18 protein-coding genes and 1 pseudogene are annotated in these 17748 nt (G+C 67.0%); 10 read left to right on the top strand and 9 right to left on the bottom strand.

Features of this window, described 5'->3' with window-relative positions; translation table 11 throughout:
- The first annotated feature begins 40 nt into the window (after positions 1-40).
- Positions 41-319 carry an HPr family phosphocarrier protein gene (locus ABIB26_RS17015; RefSeq protein WP_354245651.1) on the top strand — a complete coding sequence of 93 codons (279 nt, stop codon included), beginning with the start codon at positions 41-43 and terminating at the stop codon, positions 317-319.
- 132 nt (positions 320-451) lie between these two features.
- Here the strand turns inward: ABIB26_RS17015 and ABIB26_RS17020 are convergent, their stop codons facing one another.
- Positions 452-826 (bottom strand): DoxX family protein, encoded by a 375-nt coding sequence (locus ABIB26_RS17020; RefSeq protein ID WP_354245654.1) that lies wholly within the window; start codon positions 824-826, stop codon positions 452-454.
- 127 nt (positions 827-953) lie between these two features.
- Here ABIB26_RS17020 and ABIB26_RS17025 point away from each other — a divergent pair, with 127 nt between their 5' ends.
- Positions 954-1445, top strand: coding sequence for a MarR family winged helix-turn-helix transcriptional regulator (locus tag ABIB26_RS17025; protein WP_354245657.1), 492 nt, complete (start codon positions 954-956; stop codon positions 1443-1445).
- A gap of 266 nt (positions 1446-1711) precedes the next feature.
- Positions 1712-1999 carry a DUF7218 family protein gene (locus tag ABIB26_RS17030; RefSeq protein WP_354245660.1) on the top strand — a complete coding sequence of 96 codons (288 nt, stop codon included), beginning with the start codon at positions 1712-1714 and terminating at the stop codon, positions 1997-1999.
- A 29-nt stretch (positions 2000-2028) separates the two neighbouring features.
- Here the strand turns inward: ABIB26_RS17030 and ku are convergent, their stop codons facing one another.
- Entirely contained in the window at positions 2029-3063 is a 1035-nt protein-coding gene (ku, locus tag ABIB26_RS17035) for a non-homologous end joining protein Ku (protein WP_354245662.1), read from the bottom strand.
- Between the two features lie 40 nt (positions 3064-3103).
- Here ku and ABIB26_RS17040 point away from each other — a divergent pair, with 40 nt between their 5' ends.
- Entirely contained in the window at positions 3104-5614 is a 2511-nt protein-coding gene (locus ABIB26_RS17040; protein ID WP_354245664.1) for an ATP-dependent DNA ligase, read from the top strand.
- A 92-nt stretch (positions 5615-5706) separates the two neighbouring features.
- Here ABIB26_RS17040 and ABIB26_RS17045 read toward each other — a convergent pair whose 3' ends face one another.
- From ABIB26_RS17045 to ABIB26_RS17065, 5 genes and pseudogenes are all read right to left on the bottom strand, one after another.
- The gene (locus tag ABIB26_RS17045) at positions 5707-6657 is read right to left on the bottom strand and encodes a ribokinase (RefSeq protein WP_354245667.1); all 951 of its coding nucleotides are present in this window, start codon (positions 6655-6657) and stop codon (positions 5707-5709) included.
- Positions 6658-6659: 2 nt separating this feature from the next.
- Complete coding sequence (gene uriT / locus ABIB26_RS17050) at positions 6660-8096, bottom strand: uridine transporter UriT (protein ID WP_502913695.1); 1437 nt, start codon at positions 8094-8096, stop codon at positions 6660-6662.
- Positions 8093-9054, bottom strand: a pseudogene (gene uriH / locus ABIB26_RS17055) (uridine-preferring nucleoside hydrolase UriH). Before uriH ends, uriT begins: the two are co-directional and overlap by 4 nt.
- Before the next feature lie 180 nt (positions 9055-9234).
- A complete protein-coding gene (locus ABIB26_RS17060; RefSeq protein WP_354245670.1) occupies positions 9235-9492 on the bottom strand; it encodes a hypothetical protein in 258 nt (85 codons plus the stop codon).
- Between the two features lie 132 nt (positions 9493-9624).
- Positions 9625-9855 carry a hypothetical protein gene (locus ABIB26_RS17065; protein WP_354245673.1) on the bottom strand — a complete coding sequence of 77 codons (231 nt, stop codon included), beginning with the start codon at positions 9853-9855 and terminating at the stop codon, positions 9625-9627.
- A gap of 397 nt (positions 9856-10252) precedes the next feature.
- Between ABIB26_RS17065 and ABIB26_RS17070 the strand changes: the two genes are divergently transcribed.
- Together ABIB26_RS17070 and ABIB26_RS17075 are read left to right on the top strand one after the other, a co-directional pair.
- Positions 10253-11851: an MFS transporter gene (locus tag ABIB26_RS17070; RefSeq protein ID WP_354245675.1), complete on the top strand. Its 1599-nt coding sequence runs from the start codon at positions 10253-10255 to the stop codon at positions 11849-11851.
- Positions 11852-12042: 191 nt separating this feature from the next.
- A complete protein-coding gene (locus ABIB26_RS17075; protein WP_354245678.1) occupies positions 12043-13086 on the top strand; it encodes an FUSC family protein in 1044 nt (347 codons plus the stop codon).
- A 4-nt stretch (positions 13087-13090) separates the two neighbouring features.
- Here the strand turns inward: ABIB26_RS17075 and ABIB26_RS17080 are convergent, their stop codons facing one another.
- Both ABIB26_RS17080 and ABIB26_RS17085 read right to left on the bottom strand, forming a co-directional pair.
- Positions 13091-13873, bottom strand: a complete 783-nt coding sequence (locus tag ABIB26_RS17080; RefSeq protein WP_354245681.1) for an SDR family NAD(P)-dependent oxidoreductase — start codon at positions 13871-13873, stop codon at positions 13091-13093.
- A 42-nt stretch (positions 13874-13915) separates the two neighbouring features.
- Positions 13916-14260 (bottom strand): GNAT family N-acetyltransferase, encoded by a 345-nt coding sequence (locus tag ABIB26_RS17085; protein ID WP_354245683.1) that lies wholly within the window; start codon positions 14258-14260, stop codon positions 13916-13918.
- A gap of 327 nt (positions 14261-14587) precedes the next feature.
- Here ABIB26_RS17085 and ABIB26_RS17090 point away from each other — a divergent pair, with 327 nt between their 5' ends.
- The 4 genes from ABIB26_RS17090 to ABIB26_RS17105 all read left to right on the top strand — a co-directional run bounded on the left by ABIB26_RS17090 (position 14588) and on the right by ABIB26_RS17105 (position 17726).
- Positions 14588-15229, top strand: coding sequence for an NADPH-dependent F420 reductase (locus ABIB26_RS17090; protein ID WP_354245686.1), 642 nt, complete (start codon positions 14588-14590; stop codon positions 15227-15229).
- Positions 15230-15880, top strand: coding sequence for an alpha/beta hydrolase (locus ABIB26_RS17095; RefSeq protein ID WP_354245689.1), 651 nt, complete (start codon positions 15230-15232; stop codon positions 15878-15880).
- Between the two features lie 387 nt (positions 15881-16267).
- Entirely contained in the window at positions 16268-16615 is a 348-nt protein-coding gene (locus tag ABIB26_RS17100) for a hypothetical protein (protein WP_354245691.1), read from the top strand.
- An 889-nt stretch (positions 16616-17504) separates the two neighbouring features.
- The gene (locus ABIB26_RS17105) at positions 17505-17726 is read left to right on the top strand and encodes a heavy-metal-associated domain-containing protein (protein WP_354245694.1); all 222 of its coding nucleotides are present in this window, start codon (positions 17505-17507) and stop codon (positions 17724-17726) included.
- Positions 17727-17748: the final 22 nt, after the last annotated feature.

Here is a 17748-nt window from a genome sequence, read left to right on the forward strand (position 1 = left end):
TCCCGGCTGACCTTCCTTTTTTGATATTCAAGGAGCAGAAATGACCGAACGTAACGCCACCATTGGCAGCCGCGTAGGGCTGCACGCCCGCCCGGCTGCCATCTTTGCCGAGGCTGCAGGCGAGTTCGATCTCGAAATCACCATCGCCCGGCTGGGCGAACCGGAAGACGAAGCCATGGACGCAGCCAGCATCCTGTCGCTGATGAGCCTGGGTGCATCACACGGCGAAGTTGTGGTGCTGCGTGCCGAGGGCGACGGCGCCGACGCCGCCCTCGAGCGGCTCGTGCAGATCCTCGAGACGGATCACGACGCCGAATAGCACTCCCGTAGGGCTTCTGCGGGGCCCGAACAACCGTTAACGAACACAGGATCCCGGCCACCACCGTTGCGGTGTGGCCGGGATCCTGCGTTAACGGTTGTTCCGGGTTGCGGGCGGCTGCGGGCCGGCGTGTCAGGCGGCGTAGGGACCGAACCGGCCCCACGCGACGACGGCGGCCAGGACCAGCAGGACCAGGTTGACCGCGATCATCGGCGTTTCCTTGCGGCGTGCGTGGGTGATCGCCGCGCCGGCCATGATGGCCATGAGACCGATGGCAGCCAGAGGAACCAGTACGGGCAGAACGCCCAGGGCTGCGGGCAGGATCAGGCCTACCGCGGCCAGGACCTCCAGGAGGCCGATGGTCTTGATCATGCCGGGCGAGAAGTCGTCCGTCCAGCCCATCCCCGAGGCGGCGAGCTTCTCCTGCGGCTGGGCGAGCTTCATGGCGCCGGCGGCCAGGAAAGCAGCGGCGAGCACGCCGGCGAGGATCCAAAGGGCGATGTCCATGGTCATTCCAATCCATTGAGGGTTACTTCAATCTTGAAGTTAAACTTACATGCACTTAGTTCACGGTGCAAGTGATTTTGGATCGCCGAAAGTTAAACCGTGAAGTTGTCTGGGCTATGCTTGTGCCATGGAATCTTCTGGGGAGCCCCAGTGGCTGAACAGCGAGGAACGCCAGGCTTGGCTCACCCTCGCGGGGTTGATGATCCGGCTGCCCTCGGCCCTGGACGCGCAGCTGCAGCGCGACGCCGGGCTCAGCCACTTCGAATACCAGGTGCTCGCCGGCCTCTCGGAATCCCCCGAACGCACCCTCCGGATGAGCGAGCTGGCCAACTTCGCCGAATCCGCACTCCCCCGCCTGTCCCAGGTTGTTGGGCGCCTCGAGAAGCGCGGCTGGGTGCGCCGTGCCCCCGATCCCTCAGACGGCCGCATCACCCTGGCCACCCTCACCGCGGACGGTTGGAACAAGGTGGTCCAGACTGCCCCCGGCCATGTCGAAACCGTCCGCGCGCTCGTCTTCGACCCCCTCACCAAGGCACAAACACGTCAGCTGACCGACATCGGCCGGCGCATCATGCGCGCCATCGACCCGGACGACCGCTGCCTGCGCGATATCGGCTAGCGCACGCCCTGGGCGGGGCACGTCACCGCCGGCCCGTCCGGCGATGCGGCGCGAATGACGCCGCCGGAAATGTCGGTAAGCAACCTTAGTAAGTGCTTGTCACAGCACTCCCGCGCCGATAGTTTGGAATTCGCGGCACTACCACCCTGGGGCGCCGCAGATTGAGTACTCGTCCGGAGGAGGCAACCCGTGGCAAGCGTGCAGGAAAGCGTTGAAGTGGAAGACGACACTGCCCGCAGCGCCGGACACCAGCTGCCGAGGTAGCCATGCCCACGAAGAAGAATGCCCCGCGCGGCACCGAGAACCCCAGCATCAAGGACCCGGAACTTTACGAAGCGCTGCTGGAGGACGGGGCATCGCAGCAGAAGGCCGCCCGCATCTCCAACGCCGCCGCGAAGAGGGGCCGCTCCGCCGTGGGCCGGAAAGGCGGCCAGGCGGGCGATTACGAGGACTGGACGGTCCCCCAGCTGAAGGCACGGGCCAAGGAAATCGGGCTCACGGGCTACTCGGCGAAGAAGAAAAGCGAGCTCATTTCCGCGCTCAGGAACTCCTGATCCCGATGGCCGCGGGCCGCACGCCGGGCTCAGGCCTCCTTGCGCGTGCTCTTTGCGGCGGCCTTGGGAGCGGCTTTCGCCACGGTCCTCTTAGCAGTGGCCGTGGCAGCCGTTTTGGCAGGTGTCTTGGCAGCCGCCCCGGCCGCGGCCTTGGCCGGCGCCGACTTGGCGACGGACTTGGCCGGCGCGGACTTGGCGACGGACTTGGCGACCGGCTTGGCGACCGGCTTCGTGACCGGCTCGTCCGCCGCCTTGCCTGCGGCGCCAGCCGGGCCGCCACCGCGCTTCTTCTCGAGGCTCCGCCTGAGCGCCTCCATCAGGTCGATCACTTCGCCGCTGCCGGCCTCGGCCGCCGGGGCGCCGAAGGTTTCCTCGGTGTCCAGGGACTCCCCCTTTTCCAGCTTCGCCTCGATGAGCTGGCGCAGCTGCAGCTGGTAGTCATCAGTGAACTGTTCCGGCTCGAAGTCGGCGGCCATCGAGTCCACCAGCGCGGCGGACATCTCCCGCTCCTGGGCGGAAATCCGGATGGAGGTCTCCAGCGCCGGGAAGCTGGCCTCGCGCACTTCGTCCGCCCACAGCAGGGCCTGCAGCATCAGCACCTCGCCGCGGATCCGCAGCGCCCCCAGCCTGGTCTTGTCGCGCAGCGCAAACTGGACGATCGCCACCCGGTCCGTGTCCTCAAGCGCCTTGCGCAGCAGCACGTAGGCCTTGGGCGATTTGGAGTCGGGCTCCAGGTAGTAGCTCTTCTCGAACATGATGGGATCGAGCTGATCGGCCGGGACGAACTGCACGACGTCGATCTCGTGGCTGCTCTCGGCGGGGATAGCTTTGAGCTCCTCGCGGCTGAGCACCACCGTTCGGCCGTCGTCCTCATAGGCCTTGTCGATGTCCTCGTAGTCCACGATGATGCTGCAGATCTCGCAGCGGCGCTGGTAGCGGATCCGGCCGCCGTCGGCGTTATGGACCTGATGCAGGCTGATGTCGTGGTCCTCGGTGGCCGTGTAGGCCTTGACCGGCACGTTGACCAGCCCGAACGCTATCGCGCCTTTCCAGATGGCTCTCATGGATCAAGTGAACATCACAGCTGCACGGAGGTGAAGCCCCATGCCGGAAAGAGCACCGGCCAGCAGACGGGAACGTGTCCGCGTTGACGGCCGCGAGCTCGTGGTGACCAACCTGGACAAGGTCATGTATCCGGAGACCGGCACCACCAAGGCCGACGTCCTGGCCTACTACGCGGCCGTGGCGCCCGTGCTGATCCCGGCGGCAGCCAACCGGCCCGCCACCCGGAAGCGCTGGGTCCACGGTGTGGGAACCGCCGAGGCGCCCGGCGAAGTGTTCTTCCAGAAAAACCTGGACCATTCGACGCCGGGCTGGGTGCCGCGCGCCTCGATCAAACACAAGGAGCGGACCAACCAGTACCCGCTGGTGAACGATCCCGCCACCCTCGCCTGGCTGGCCCAGACCGCCGCGCTCGAGATCCACGTGCCGCAGTGGCGCGTGGACTCGCATGGAAACGCCATGGCGCCGGACCGGCTGGTATTGGACCTCGACCCGGGCGAGGACGCCGGACTGGCGGAGTGCGCGGAAGTCGCCAAGCTGGCCCGGACCATCCTGCAGGATGTCGGCCTGGACCCGGTGCCGGTAACCAGCGGCAGCAAGGGCATCCATGTCTACGCGTCCCTCGACGGGACGCAGAGTTCGGAGCAGATCTCGGAGTTCGCCCATGAGCTGGCGCGGTCGCTGGAGGCTGACCATCCGGAGCTGGCGGTCAGCGACATGAAGAAGTCGCTCCGCACCGGCAAGGTCCTGGTGGACTGGAGCCAGAACAGTGCCGCAAAGACCACCATCGTCCCCTACTCCCTGCGCGGCCGGCTCCGGCCCATGGTGGCGGCGCCCCGGACCTGGCGCGAGCTCAGCTCCCCGTCCCTGCACCAGCTGGATTACCAGGAGGTCATGACGCGGGTGAAGGCCGGCAAGGATCCCTTCGCCGCCGTTTCGGGCGGAAAGGGAGCCGGAGACGCCGATCCCCGGCTGGCGAACTACCGCACGAAGCGGGACTCGACGGCCACCCCGGAGCCCTTCACAGCGGAGCCCTTCACCGCGGTGCGGCGCCGCGCAGAGACCGACGGCACCCTCCGGGAGACGTTCGTCATCCAGGAACACCACGCCAGCCGGCTGCACTTCGACTTCCGGCTTGAGCGCGACGGCGTCCTGGTGTCCTGGGCGCTGCCCAAAGGCGTCCCCACGTCCAAGACGAAGAACCACCTCGCCGTCCAGACCGAGGACCACCCGATGGACTACGCGGACTTCGAAGGCACCATCCCCAAAGGCCAGTACGGCGCCGGGACGGTCAGCATCTGGGACCGCGGGTATTACGAATGCGAGAAGTGGATCGCGGGCAAGGAGGTCATCGCCACCCTGACCGGACAGGACGACGGCGGTCTCGGCGGCACCCGCAGATTCGCCCTCATCCACACTGGCCAGGCCGACGACCAGTGGCTCATCCATCTGATGGACCCCCTGGGCCCGAAGACGCACCCGGCACCGGCGTCGAAGGACCGCCCCGGAAACGGCACGGCGCGGGAAGCGGCAAAGGGGGAGGAAGCGCAGGCGCAGGAGGGACCGGAGCCAGGTGGTGCCCGGGCCGCCCAGCCCGCCGCGGACTTCACCCCGATGCTGGCGAGCCCGGGAACCACGGCGGACCTGCCGGACAAGGACTGGCAGTTCGAACTCAAGTGGGACGGCGTGCGGTCCCTGGTGGTGGCGGACGCGAAGCAGATCCGCCTGATCAGCCGCAATGGCAACGACGTATCCGCGACGTACCCCGAGCTTACCGGTAGGTCCTGCTGGCCGGAACGGGACTTCATCGCCGACGGCGAGATCATCGCCGTCGGGCCGTCCGGGCGTCCCGACTTCGGGCTGCTCCAGGGGCGGATGAAGCTGACCAAACCCTCCGACGTCGCGAGGGCCCAGCCGTCCACGCCGGTGCGGCTGATGCTGTTCGATCTGCTGTCCGACGGCGGCGAGGACCTCCGGCGTCTGCCGTTGGCGGAGCGCCGCGGCCGGTTGGAGAAGTTCTTTCGGCCCTCCGGCTGCCCGGTGGAGCTCTCCGCGGTGATCGACGGCGACGTCACCCACATCCTGGAAAGCGCCCGGGAGCTGGGGCTTGAGGGTGTGATGGCCAAACGCACGGACGGCCGGTACGTCGGCCAGCGCAGCCGGTCCTGGCTCAAGCTCAAGTTTGAACGCACCCAGGAAGTAGTCGTCGGCGGCTGGCGTCCGGGGAAGGGCGGGCGCAGCCAATCCGTGGGCTCGCTGCTGCTGGGCATCCCGGAGGGGCCGAAACTCCGGTACGTGGGGCGGGTGGGCAGCGGCTTCAGCACGCGGGAACTTGAGGAGCTGAGGCAGCAGCTGGATGCCCTGCCCCGGAAGACCTCGCCCTTTGACGAGGTGCCTGCTGTTGACGCCTCGGACGCCCACTGGGTGAGTGCCACCCTCGTCGGAGAAGTCACCTACGGCGAATGGACCGGCAGCGGCAAACTCCGCCACCCCGTCTGGCGCGGCTGGCGGCTGGACAAGAAACCGGCGGACGTGGCGGTGGAACAGGGTTGAATAGATGCAGGGTTGAACAGACGCCGGGTTGAACAGATGCAGGCCTGAACGGCCGCCGCAGTGTGCCCCACGCGCCCGGAAAGCTGCGGGAGCTAGCGGAAGTCGCTGACCTCCGCGGCGGTGGGGTACGCCGCCTGGGCGCCCTTGCGGGTGGCAGCCATGGCCGCGGACACCGAGGCGTAGCGGGCGGCGTCCACCAGGGAGTCGCCGGCGGCAAGGCGTGCGGCCACCCCGCCGGTGAAGGCGTCGCCGGCGCCGGTGCTGTCCACGGCGTCCACCCGGGTGGGCGCAATCCGCACCACCGGGGTGGCGGAGGTTGAGTCCAGCACTACGGATCCCTGCGAGCCCAGCGTCACCAGCACCTGGTCAAGGGAGTGCGCGGCAAACTGCGCCACGGCGAGTTCCCAATCGGCCTCCGGCGCCTCCGGGGCGGGCATCTCGAAGCCGCCCAGGAATTGCGAGGCCTCGTGGGCGTTGACCAGCAGCACATCCGTCAGCCGCGCCAGCGCCTGCGGAATCTGCGCATACGGCGAGAGGTTCAGCAGCACCCGGGCGCCGGCGTCGTGTCCGGCCTGTGCGGCCGCCTGCACCGTTGCCAGCGGCACCTCCAGACACAGCCCGACGACGGCGGCACCGTCGAAGGCGGCCGGGTCCAGGTGCGCCGGCGCCAGCGTTCCGTTGGCGCCGGCCGCGATGATGATCGAGTTCTCCCCGGCCGCGTCCACGGAAATCACCGCGACGCCGGTGGGCTGGGCCGTGTGCCGGACGCGTGAGACGTCCACGCCCGCCCCGGCCGTGGCGTCCAGCAGCATGGCGCCGTTCGCGTCTTTGCCCACCGCGCCGATCAGCGTGACGGCGCCGCCCAGCCGGACCGCGGCCACGGCCTGGTTGGCGCTCTTACCGCCGGGGTTCACGGCAAAGCCGCTGCCGTGCAGGGTTTCGCCCGGCAGCGGCAGCCGCTCGGTGTAGATGGTCAGGTCCGCGTTCAGCGAGCCCACCACCACAATGCGGCCGGCGTTTGGGGTGTTGGTGGGTGCCTCCATGGTCAGTGCGCAACCTCGGCCTCAACCGGCTTGGGTATCAGCAGCGAGGCGCCCAGGGCCAGCGCCGTGACCACCAGTGCCACGACGACGGTGGCCAGGTAGGAGCCCGCGCCGCCCATGGAGCCCGCGGCCACCAGCACGGCCGGCAGCACCAGGAAGCTCAGCCCGGCACCCAGGTTGAAGGCTCCCGCGTTCATGCCCGGCAGGAATCCGGGGTTGCCTTTGGGCGAGAGCACCACGCCCAGTCCGTTGAGCATGATGTTCGCGGTGCCGGCGTACATGATGCCCAGCAGCACGGTGCCGGTGATCATCAGCCCCAGGCTGTGCAGGCCGAGGAAGCCGATGATGGCCAGGGCCACCAGCGAGCCGATCAGGCCGATGCGTAGTACGCGGGTGTAGCCCAGCACGGGGGCCAGCCGGCCGCTGATGGGGCCAAACACCCAGCCCAGCAGGGCGTACGGGGTCAGGATCAGCAGCGACATCTCCGTGGCGCCGATGCCGAATCCGGGGTCCGCGGCCTGCACAAATGCGGGCACAATGCCGTTGATGACGGCAAAGATGCCGGTCATGGTCAGCGTGGTGGTCAGCAGCGGGGCCCAGGTGGCGCGCTGGCGCAGGTGCGCCACCTCCACCATGGGGTGCTTGGAACGCTTTTCCGTGTTCCAGAACAGCGCAAAGGCGGCGACGGCGACGGCGGCCAGGCCCACGGACCAGGCCAGCGTTCCGGCAGAGAAACCCGCCAGCAGGAAGGCGGCCTGGTTGAGCGCCGTCAGCAGGGCGCCCACGGCCACCACGATGAAGAACACGCCGGCCCAGTCCATTCTGGTGCCCTCGCCCGGCCTGCTTTCGCCGGCCAGCCAGACAATCAGGCCCGTGGCGACGACGGCCAGGGCCGCCATCAGCCAAAAGATGCTGCGGAAGCCGTAGTGCTCGGCAAAGTATCCGCCCACAAAGGAATCGACGCCGGCGATGCCGCCGTTGACGGCGGTGATGAGGCCCATCAGCACGCCGTACTTCTTGGGCTCGCTGACGGCCGAGTGCAGCATGATCAGGCAGAGCGGCACGGTGGGGCCGCTGACGCCCTGGACGATGCGGCCCACAAAGAGCCAGGCGATATCCGGCGCCAGGGCGGAAATCACCGAGCCCACGCCCATCAGGACCATCATGATGACCAGGATCTTCTTGCGGCCCACGATGTCGCTCAGGCGCGGCAGGAACAGCGAGAACAGCGCCGCTGCGGTGAAGAAGGAGGTCTGGGACAGCCCAATGACGGCCTGGTCCGTGTGCAGCTCCCTGCCCATGGTGACCAGGGCGGGGCTGAGCATGGAGGCGTTGAGCTGGAACGCCACGCAGGCGGCCAGCAGGGCCGTCATCAGTGCGACAATATTGGCGGTGCCGGACTTGGTGCCGGACTTGGTGTCGTCCAAGGGCGTGCTCACAGGTCAACCTCGCCGATGCGCACGAGGGCGTCCGTCACAAGGTTCCAGAACTTCGCATGGTCCAGGTCCACGGCCACCCAGGTGTGGCACTCCGCCGGCGGTTCGGTGCGGAAATCGGCCACGGTCATGCCGAGGGTGAGCGTGCCGGTGAGCTCGATGTCCACCGGCACCTTGCGGGTGGTCATGACGCTGGGGTCAATGACGTAGGCCACGGCGCAGGGATCGTGCACCGGCGGGTAGTCGAAGCCCTGGGCGTCCTTGTAGGTCTTGGTGAAGAACTCCATCAGTTCCATCACAAACTTGGCCGGCTTGGTGCCCACGGCCTCGATCTGCGCCACCACCTCGGGGGTGGCGAGCGCCTGGTGGGTCAGGTCCAGGCCCACCATGACCACGGGCCACTTCTCGTTGAAGACGATGTGCGCGGCCTCGGGTCGATCTTGTTGAACTCGGCCACGGCGCTCCAGTTGCCCACGTGGTAGCCGCCGCCCATCAGGACAACTTCCTGCACGCGCTCTACGATGCGCGGTTCCTTGCGGGCCGCCATGGCGATGTTGGTCAGTCCGGCCGTGGGGACCAGCGTCACCGCGCCAGGCTCGTGGGCCATGATCGTTTCAGTGATGAGGTCGACGGCGTGGCGCGGGTCCAGCTCGATGGTGGACTCCGGCAGGGCGGGCCCGTCCATGCCGGAATCACCGTGGATGTCCGGCGCCGTTTCGATGGTGCGCACCAGGGGGCGGCTGCAGCCGGCGGCGAACGGAACGCCGGTGATGCCGGCGATGGTACCCACGGCCAAGGCGTTCCGGGTCACCTTCTCCAGCGTCTGGTTGCCGACGACCGTGGTGACCGCCAGCAGTTCGATGTTCGCGTTGCCATGCGCCAGAAGGAGGGCGACGGCGTCATCGTGGCCGGGATCGCAGTCCAGGATGATCTTGCGCGGTTTTCCGGATGTGCCAGTCATGACCACTCCACGTCTTTGGAGCCTCTGCACGGAGGTATGCAGATCATTCTGACCGCCCCGCGACGTCGCCAACCTCTTCTTCGCGAAAGAGATCGGCGGCGTGCGCGCGGCCGATGGGCTCCGAATGCCGGCTGCGGTCAGCGACGCCGGACGCTCCTCAAGAGCCGGAACGGCGGCCGTTCAGGAGGAGTGCGGCGTGTCCGGCGGGGTGATCCGGTGGACCGCGTTCACCGCGGCCTCCTGGCCCGCCCTGCCCAGCTTCAGTTCGTGTTCCTTGGGATGGCGATGCTTGCCGCTGCCGTCCGGCCACTCGTGCCCCTCGGACGCGGGCGGTGGGACGCGGTGCACCGGTTCGGGGCCAGGAGCATCAGCGATGGACTCCGCCAAATGGCTCGCTACCTCCGGTTCGATCTCTTTTCCGTGGTGATGTTCCGCCATTGCTCTTCCTTTCCGCTGCGCAAATTAACCGCTGTGCACGCTAACGTCTGGGCACATTCACCATGTGCACTACCGCGGTGAAATGAAGTGTTCATCCATGGTAGGTCGGCACGGATGAGTTGTCTGTAGCGGCTACCAGCGGACCTTCTTTTCCGCCGGGCCCTGCTTTCCGCTGACGTGCGTGGGCTTGTGGCTGTGGCCGACGCTTTGTGAACCGGCTCCGCCGCGCGACTTGCTGGCCAGCATTTCCTTTTGAGCATCGGTCAGGCGGGATTTGATGCCCTTCCCCTCCTCCGCCGGCTTGGCATCCGCACCGGATTCGGGTGTGGTCTTGTTGCTTTTTTCGGTGTCTTTGCCGGTCATGGGCTGCTCTCCTCAGTGTGGCTTCTCATCTGCACTCCGCTGGATTCAACCCTAAGCGCATTCCGGACACCCTGGATACCCCTTTTTTCGGGTGCCAAGGCGTCCTCGCCGGCGCGTCCCGGCCGGCCCGGAAGGCGCCGATTCCGGGCAGAACCCGGCTCCGGACGCCGTCGCTGCAGAAAGTTTCGCTGCGGCCCCGCGCACGCCACCGCTTCCCAGCAATGGCGCGGTGAAACCGGGGAAAAAAATTCCGCCGATCGGCCCTGCAGGGGACGGAAACAGTGGATCATACTGCACCGAACTCGGAAAATCCATGGAAATCGCGTAAAATTGATAGCCTGCCCAGAGCGGGGCAGCTACAAGTCGCAAGCAAATGACCTCCATAGGAGTTGCCCAAATGCCCACAGACCGAAGCATGACCGACTCTTCAGCAGGCGTTTTGAACGCCAGCGGAACCAACCAAGTTGCACCCCAGGGTGCGAGAAAACCAAAGCTACTTCGCCGTCGACTCAAAGAGTCAGACGTAAACGTCGTGGACAAGCCGATGCTCAAGAAAGCCCTCGGCGGCACCATCGTCGGTAACACCATGGAATGGTACGACGTCGGCGTGTTCGGCTACCTGATCACCACCATGGGACCGGTGTTCCTGCCCGAGGCTGACAAGTCCGTGCAGACCCTGTTCCTGCTGGGAACCTTCGCCGCCACCTTCATTGCCCGCCCCCTGGGCGGTGTCCTCTTCGGCTGGCTCGGCGACAAGATCGGCCGCCAGAAGGTTCTCGCGACCACGCTGATGATCATGGCGGCCAGCACCTTCGCCGTCGGGCTCCTGCCCGGCTACGCCCAGATCGGCATCTGGGCAGCAGCGCTCCTGGTTGTCCTCAAGCTCGTCCAGGGCTTCTCCACCGGCGGCGAATACGCCGGTGCCACCACGTTCGTGAGTGAGTATGCCCCGGACAAACGCCGCGGCTTCTTCGCCAGCTTCCTGGACATGGGCAGCTACATCGGCTTCGCCATGGGTGCCGCCCTCGTCTCCGCGCTGCAGCTGACGCTGGGTCAGAGCACCATGGAGGAGTGGGGCTGGCGGATCCCGTTCCTGGTTGCAGGCCCGCTGGGCCTGATCGCTATCTACTTCCGGAACAAGATCGAGGAATCCCCCCAGTTCCAGGCGACCCTGGACGCCCAGGAGGAATCTTCCAAGGACGCCACGGCCGGGGATGCCGCCGCGGCCAAGGGCCCGGTGGGCATCGTGAAGGCCTACTGGCGTTCGCTCATCGTTGCCATGATCCTGGTGGCCGCAGCGAATACCGCCGGCTACGCCCTGACGTCCTACATGCCGACGTACCTCACCGAATCCAAGGGGTACGACCCCGTTCACGGCACGCTGCTGACGATCCCGGTGCTGGTCATCATGAGCCTCTGCATTCCGCTGACGGGCAAGCTGTCCGACCGGATCGGCCGCCGGCCCGTCCTCTGGATCGGCGCCATCAGCACCGTGGTGCTCGCGACCCCCGCGTTCCTGCTGATCGGCATCGGCGATATCTGGTCCACGCTGGCCGGGCTCTCGCTCATCGCTTTTCCGGTGACGTTCTACGTGGCGAATCTTGCCTCAGCCCTTCCGGCGCAGTTCCCCACCTCCAGCCGCTACGGGGCCATGGGCATTGCCTACAACTTCGCCGTGGCCATCTTCGGCGGAACCACGCCGTTCATCGTCGCCGCACTGATCGGCGCCACGGGCGACGACATGATGCCCGCCTACTACCTGATGGGGACCTCGCTGATCGGTGCCGTGGCCATCTACTTCCTGAAGGAATCGGCCCAGCGTCCACTGCCGGGCTCCATGCCCAGCGTGGACACGCAGGCCGAGGCCCGCGAGCTCGTTGCCACCCAGGACGAGAACCCGCTGATCGATCTGGAGCACATGGACATGCCGTTCGCTGCTCCGGCGGATGATTCGACGACGGCCCGCGAAACCGAAAAAGTTCCGGCCCCGGCCTGAGCTTGCCCCCTCTGGCAGCCCGGTCCGGATCATCCTGATCCGGACCGACTAGTTCAGACTTCATAGTTCAGCCCCGCCCGTTGAGGCCTGCCTTGCGTGCTTCACCCCTTGGGGAAGCACTTCAAGGCAGGCCTTAGGCGCGTCCGGAAGCAACCCGTGAGGCAGCCCGCGATAGGAAATGGAGGCACCCCGTGCAGTCCCTCAGACGGCACCTCCGGAGCCTGCACAGCCTGGCGCCGGCCAACAAGGACCATGTCTCAGCGGTGCGCGTGGCCGTCAGCGTGGCCGTCCCGTCCCTCGCGCTCCTCGTCGCGGGCCGCCCGGACCTCATCATCTACGCGGTATTCGGCGCCCTGACCGGCATGTACGGCCGGGCCGAGCCCCATCAGCTGCGGTTCAAGCACCAGGGCCAGGCCGCCTTCCTGCTGGTGGGCGGGCTGGCCGTCGGCGTCTTCCTCTCGATAAACCATGTCCAATCCTGGGTGCTCGTAGTCACCGAAGCATTGCTGGCCGCGGCAGGGTCCGTGTTCGCAGACAAGGTCGCCCTGAAGCCCAACGGCCCGTTCTTCGGTATTCTGGCCCTGGGCGCCTGCGCCTCCATTCCCACAACCGTCCACTGGCACACAGCGGTCCTGATCGGCGCGCTGTCCGCTCTCTTTTCCATGATGGTTGGCTTTGGCGGCTGGATGCGAGGCCGCGTCTGGGAGCGCGGCGCCGAACGCGATGTCCCGCCGCTGCTCGGGGCCCGACGCCGGGCAGCCCGGATTCATGCGGCCCGCTATCTCGCCGCGGTCGGGGCGGCCGGATCCATCGGGGTCCTCAGCGGAAGCGGGCACCCGCACTGGGCCATGGCCGCCGCGGCAGTGCCCCTGGCAGGGGCGGACATGCCCAGCAGCGTCTACCGCGGCCTGCACCGGATCGTCGGGACCCTGGTGGGACTCGTCGTGGTTTCCCTGGTGCTGTTTCCCTGGGCGCTCTCTCCCCTGCGTGCCTTCCCCGGCCACGAGACCGCTGTCCTGGCACTGCTCGTGATTGTCCTGCAGTTCACCACGGAGCTGTTCATGACCAGGCACTATGGGCTGGCCATGGTGTCCTTCACGCCAGTGATCCTGCTGATGACCCAGCTCGCAGCCCCCGCAGACCCCCGGATGCTGGTAACTGAACGCGCCGTCGAGACTCTGCTTGGCGCCGGCATCGGCATCCTCGTTGTTGTCCTGATACGCCGGCGGCGGTGAGACGCTACTTCGCCCGGCGCGGCGGCCCGGCCAGAAGCCGGGAGGGCAGGATCCTCGCGGCCGCGGCGAGCAGCTTGTAACGCCTGGTCGGGATCGAGACGGCCTTGCCTTTGTCGTTGTCGGCCAGGCCTTCGCGCGCCACGCGTTCCGCCTGCAGCCACATCCAGCGCGGAGCCACCGCCGTGTCCATGCCCATGCGGTCGTGGAACTCGGTGTGCGTGAAGCCGGGGCACACCGCCGTGACCTTCACGCCGCGCTTGGCATAGGCAAGGTTGGCGCCGCGGGAGAAGCTCAGCAGCCAGGCCTTCGCGGCGGAGTATGTTCCCCGGGGCAGGAATGCCGCCACACTGGCCACGTTGATGATCCTGCCGGACCTGCGCTCCAGCATTCCCTGCAGCGCGGCATGGCTGAGTTCCATGGCGGTTTCAACGTGCAGCTTGAGATGCCTCTTCTCGTCGGCAATATCGTTTTCCTCGAAGGAACGCAGCAAACCGATCCCCGCGTTGTTGACCAGGATCTCCACCGGCCGTGAAGGATCAGATAGCCGTGCGACGGCGGCGGCCACGCCGGCGTCGTCCGCCAGGTCGGCGGCCAGCACTTCGGCGCGGACACTGTAGCGCCGCTCCAGGTCCTCCGCCTTGGCCTGGAGCCTGGCGGCGTCGCGGGCAACCAGCACCACGTGGTGCCCCTGCTCGGCGAGCTGGCGGGCGAACTCCGCCCCGATGCCGGCGGTGGCGCCGGTGATCAGGGCAGTGGTGCCAGGGTGCTGCTCGGCGGTCGGCGTCATAGCGACAGCTTAGGCGAGCCACGGACGTGCACGGAACCTCGATCAGGCTCCCGGCGGGGGCTGCTCCGGCCAGTCGACGCACTGGTTGTAGGAGTCGTGTTTGCGGAGGTACCGGTACATGAACGGACAGTTCGGGATGATCCGTTTGCCGGACGCCACCACGTCATCCAAGGCGAAGTGGGCCAGCACTTTGCCGAGCCCCTGGCCCTGGAACTGTTCCGCTGTGTCGGTGCGGATGAAGTCGACATGGCCTGGTTCGTCGATGTAACGAATCTCGACTGCCAGCTTGCCGCCGACGTGTAGCTCGTAGCGGTGCAGGGCATCGTTTCGGGTGGTGGAGACGTCCGGGCGGAACGTGTCTTCAGTGGTTGCCGAGTTCTCCGTCATGGTTCGACATTGGCACTTAAACGCGGGCGTGGCAATGGCCCGTCCCATCCGTCAGCGGATGCCTCCCGGCCGTCGCGCGGCGGCGGGGCGGGAGCGCGCCGGGAGGGCCGACGTCGGACGATCTTCGAGTCTGCGGATGAGCACCAGCAGCATAACGACAACCAGCAGCACCAGCGGCACGTCGAGCAACTGTGCGATTAAGCAAATGCTTGAATATTCAACTTTTCAAGGGTATGTTGGTTGTAGCTTCAAGTACTGCATAGTCACTCGACAGAACAGAATCTGATGAAAAACCTCCTCGCCCGCATCTTTGGAAAGAAGACCCCCATGACGAACATCACCATCATCGGCAACGGAAACATGGCCCGGGGCATCGCCACCCGCGCCCTCGCGGCAAACCAGACCGTAGAGATCCTCGGCCAGGAAGCCGTTAAGGCCCAGGCCCTGGCCAACGAGCTGGGCGCAGGCGTCTCCTTCGGCACCACCGCCGACACCCCGCAGGGCAACATCGTGGTCCTGGCCGTCCCCTTCGATGCCGCCAAGTCCGTGGTCAGCGCCTACGGCGAAGCCCTGGCCGGAAAGACAATCGTGGACATCACCAACCCGGTGAACTTCGAAACCTTCGACTCACTGGTGGTGGAGGCAGGCACGTCCGCCGCCGAGGAAATCGCCAAGCTTGCCCCGGCCAGCGCAAACGTGGTCAAGGCCTTCAACACCACCTTCGCGGGCACCCTTGTCGCCGGCGAGTCCGGCGGCCAGCCGCTGGATGTCTTCATCGCCGGAGACGACGCCGACGCCACCAATGCAGTCAGCAGCTTCGTCAGCGACGCAGGCATGCGCCCCCTGGTGGTCGGACCGCTCAAGCGCGCCGGGGAACTCGAAGGCTTCCAGTTTGTCCTGATGACACTCCAGGCCAACCCCGAGTTCTCCGACTTCAACTGGGACACCGGACTCAAGGTCACCAACTAGATGCAACCCACCAACATCCCGCCTGTGGTGGCGACCGCCGGATCATCTGACCCGGCGCAGCCACTGGTGGTGCTGCTGCACGGCCGGGGCTCAAACGAACGTGAGATTATCGGCCTCGCCGACCAGTTGCCATCCGGTCCCGCCTATGCCGCGGTACGGGCGCCGATTGCCGAAGGCGGCGGCTATGCGTGGTTCGCCAACCGCGGCATTGGCCGCCCCGTCGCGGAGTCGCTAACCGATACCATGGCCTGGTTCCGGACCTGGCTTGACGCAGCGGCCCCCGCCGGCCGGCCGGTGGTGCTGGTCGGTTTCAGCGGGGGCGCGGCCTTCGCGGGCGGCCTGCTGCTTGCGGACCCGCACCGCTTTGCCGGCGCGGCGATTCTGTACGGCACCCTGCCGTTCGACGCCGGCGTGCCCGTCACGCCTGCCCGGTTGGCCGGTGTTCCGGTATTCGTCGCTCAGGGTGATCAGGACAGAGTTATCCCGCAGGAGCTGCTGCAGCGCACCTGGCAGTACCTGCTCGCGGAATCCGCTGCATCTGCCTACGGCCGCCGCGATCCCGGCGGGCACGGAATTACCGGCCAGACCCTGGCCGAGCTCGGCGGCTGGATCCACGAGCGGCTTGTTCCTCGCCCGGCCGGAGGCGAGTAGCCCCGCAAATGACCCTGACGAGGAATCGGAAAGGCGCACCCGAGTATTCACGGCTCCTGCCCGAGCTCCGGGAGAGCACCCTTCGGAAGCTGAGGGAGCCCGTCCCTGCCGAACCGGCTGACACCGCCGGGGAGGCTGCCGGGCCTACCGCGTGCCACTCGGAGTGGGCAACGATTCGGCGACGAATGTCTGGCGAGACTGTCCGCTCGGTGCTAACCCACTAATAATGTGGAAATGGCCGCCCCTTGCAGACACCCAGAATTCGATCGCGGCCGGCGATCTTCGGTGTTCATTGCGGTCAGCGCCATCCTGGTAGCTGGCGCTGCCTCCGGATGCGCTCCCTCCTCGGGGAGCGGAGAACCCCCTTGTTTCCCGCCCGCCTTTTCAGTGAACCCGTCCAGCGCTAAACCCGGCGACAAGGTGACGGTCACAGCGCCGGACGCTGACTGCAATCCCCGCTACGGCGGGAACGCCCGCATCCAAGTGACTGTCACCGATGCGACGAGCGTCGAGGTCGTCAACACCACGGCCCCGATGAATGACGCGGGCGGCTTCATTTACAGCTTTGAGGTCCCAGCTCAGACGGCCGCCGGCGACGCGGCTGTCACGGCCATCCCATACAACATCGACTGGTGCGATGACACGGGCAAGAACAACCGCGCCGATGGGGCAGCTGTCCCTCTGCATCGGGCATCGTGTGTCATGCCGATGAAGCCACTTAGCATCACCCGTTAAGCGCGGCCGGCAGGGCCGGGTTCGCCTCGTCCGGTTTCCGAGCCGGCACCGTCGAACGCGGTCGGCGCATACTCGCTCCACCGCCGGCGGCCAACCGGGTAGCGTTCGCTGTACCCGCCCGCCGCGGGCGTGAGCACCAGCGGCTGCATCCTGCAGCACCCCGCCGTGGACCATGACTCCTGGCTACCCGGTCAGCACAAATGTCGGGGACGCTGCCCCGCAACGCCGCGGCGTGACCCGCACCGCCTGCTGCACATCCCTTCCACCTCTGACCCGACGGCCCGGTTCCTCCGGCGCCGACTGCCGATCAGCCGCGTCCCCTCTGGGGCGAAACACTGCCGGTGGCCGCCGCCGTCAGGGAGCAGACCGGAGAGGCCGGGGCCGACGTCGGATTCCACCGCGCCGGCGTCGAGGCCGTGTTCAAGACGCTGCTTGGTGTGCTGCGCCCCGGCGGGCGCCTGCTGCTCCGCTCCGGGGGCACTTTGACGCGGTCCGGCGTCGAAATGGACGACGACGGACCGGCGTTTCGTGTCAAAGTGCCCCCGGACCGCGCTACCGGAGGCGCCGCGGGCGCTATTTGGCGAGGGGACCCGGACGCGGGCCGCCCGGGCTGTTCCGCGGATCGTCCACGCGCCCGACTTGGCCCGGCAGCGAATCCCCTTGCGAAAATACCCCCAAGGGGTATAATTGTCGGTGTTGTCAGTGAATTGGTATGTCCAGGCCGGTGCAGCACGCCCGCCGTCACAGCCGTTCAACCCCAGCGCCCATCACCTTCTTCTACAAGAAAATGGAAACTGACATGTGTGGATCTGAATCCCGGAAAGAATTACCGCTGGCCTCCACCGCGTCCGGCTGCAGTTGCTGCTCGACGCAGGTCCCGCAAGAATCCGTGACCACCGCCGGAGCCGCCGAATACGCCCTCGAGGGCCTCACCTGCGGACACTGCGTGGAAACGGTCCGGACGGCCGTCGCGGCAGTGGACGGCGTCAACGCCGCCTCCGTTGAGCTCGTGGCGGGCGGCCGTTCACGCCTGGTTGTTTCCGGATCCGCCGCTGACGCTGCGGTCCGTGACGCTGTCACCACCGCCGGGTACAGCCTAGTCTCCCGCTAGTCCGGTCCCGCCGGCTGCGGAT

This window comes from Arthrobacter sp. UYEF20 (assembly GCF_040546335.1).
Lineage (GTDB): Bacteria > Actinomycetota > Actinomycetes > Actinomycetales > Micrococcaceae > Arthrobacter.

Coding starts and splice junctions, on each gene's coding strand:
- ABIB26_RS17045 (WP_354245667.1), bottom strand. CDS start 6,657: ATGGAGGCACCCACCAACACCCCAAACGCCGGCCGCATTGTGGTGGTG.
- ABIB26_RS17070 (WP_354245675.1), top strand. CDS start 10,253: ATGCCCACAGACCGAAGCATGACCGACTCTTCAGCAGGCGTTTTGAAC.
- ku (WP_354245662.1), bottom strand. CDS start 3,063: ATGAGAGCCATCTGGAAAGGCGCGATAGCGTTCGGGCTGGTCAACGTG.
- ABIB26_RS17095 (WP_354245689.1), top strand. CDS start 15,230: ATGCAACCCACCAACATCCCGCCTGTGGTGGCGACCGCCGGATCATCT.
- ABIB26_RS17040 (WP_354245664.1), top strand. CDS start 3,104: ATGCCGGAAAGAGCACCGGCCAGCAGACGGGAACGTGTCCGCGTTGAC.
- ABIB26_RS17025 (WP_354245657.1), top strand. CDS start 954: ATGGAATCTTCTGGGGAGCCCCAGTGGCTGAACAGCGAGGAACGCCAG.
- ABIB26_RS17060 (WP_354245670.1), bottom strand. CDS start 9,492: ATGGCGGAACATCACCACGGAAAAGAGATCGAACCGGAGGTAGCGAGC.
- ABIB26_RS17090 (WP_354245686.1), top strand. CDS start 14,588: ATGACGAACATCACCATCATCGGCAACGGAAACATGGCCCGGGGCATC.
- ABIB26_RS17065 (WP_354245673.1), bottom strand. CDS start 9,855: ATGACCGGCAAAGACACCGAAAAAAGCAACAAGACCACACCCGAATCC.
- ABIB26_RS17015 (WP_354245651.1), top strand. CDS start 41: ATGACCGAACGTAACGCCACCATTGGCAGCCGCGTAGGGCTGCACGCC.
- ABIB26_RS17020 (WP_354245654.1), bottom strand. CDS start 826: ATGGACATCGCCCTTTGGATCCTCGCCGGCGTGCTCGCCGCTGCTTTC.
- ABIB26_RS17080 (WP_354245681.1), bottom strand. CDS start 13,873: ATGACGCCGACCGCCGAGCAGCACCCTGGCACCACTGCCCTGATCACC.
- ABIB26_RS17030 (WP_354245660.1), top strand. CDS start 1,712: ATGCCCACGAAGAAGAATGCCCCGCGCGGCACCGAGAACCCCAGCATC.
- ABIB26_RS17085 (WP_354245683.1), bottom strand. CDS start 14,260: ATGACGGAGAACTCGGCAACCACTGAAGACACGTTCCGCCCGGACGTC.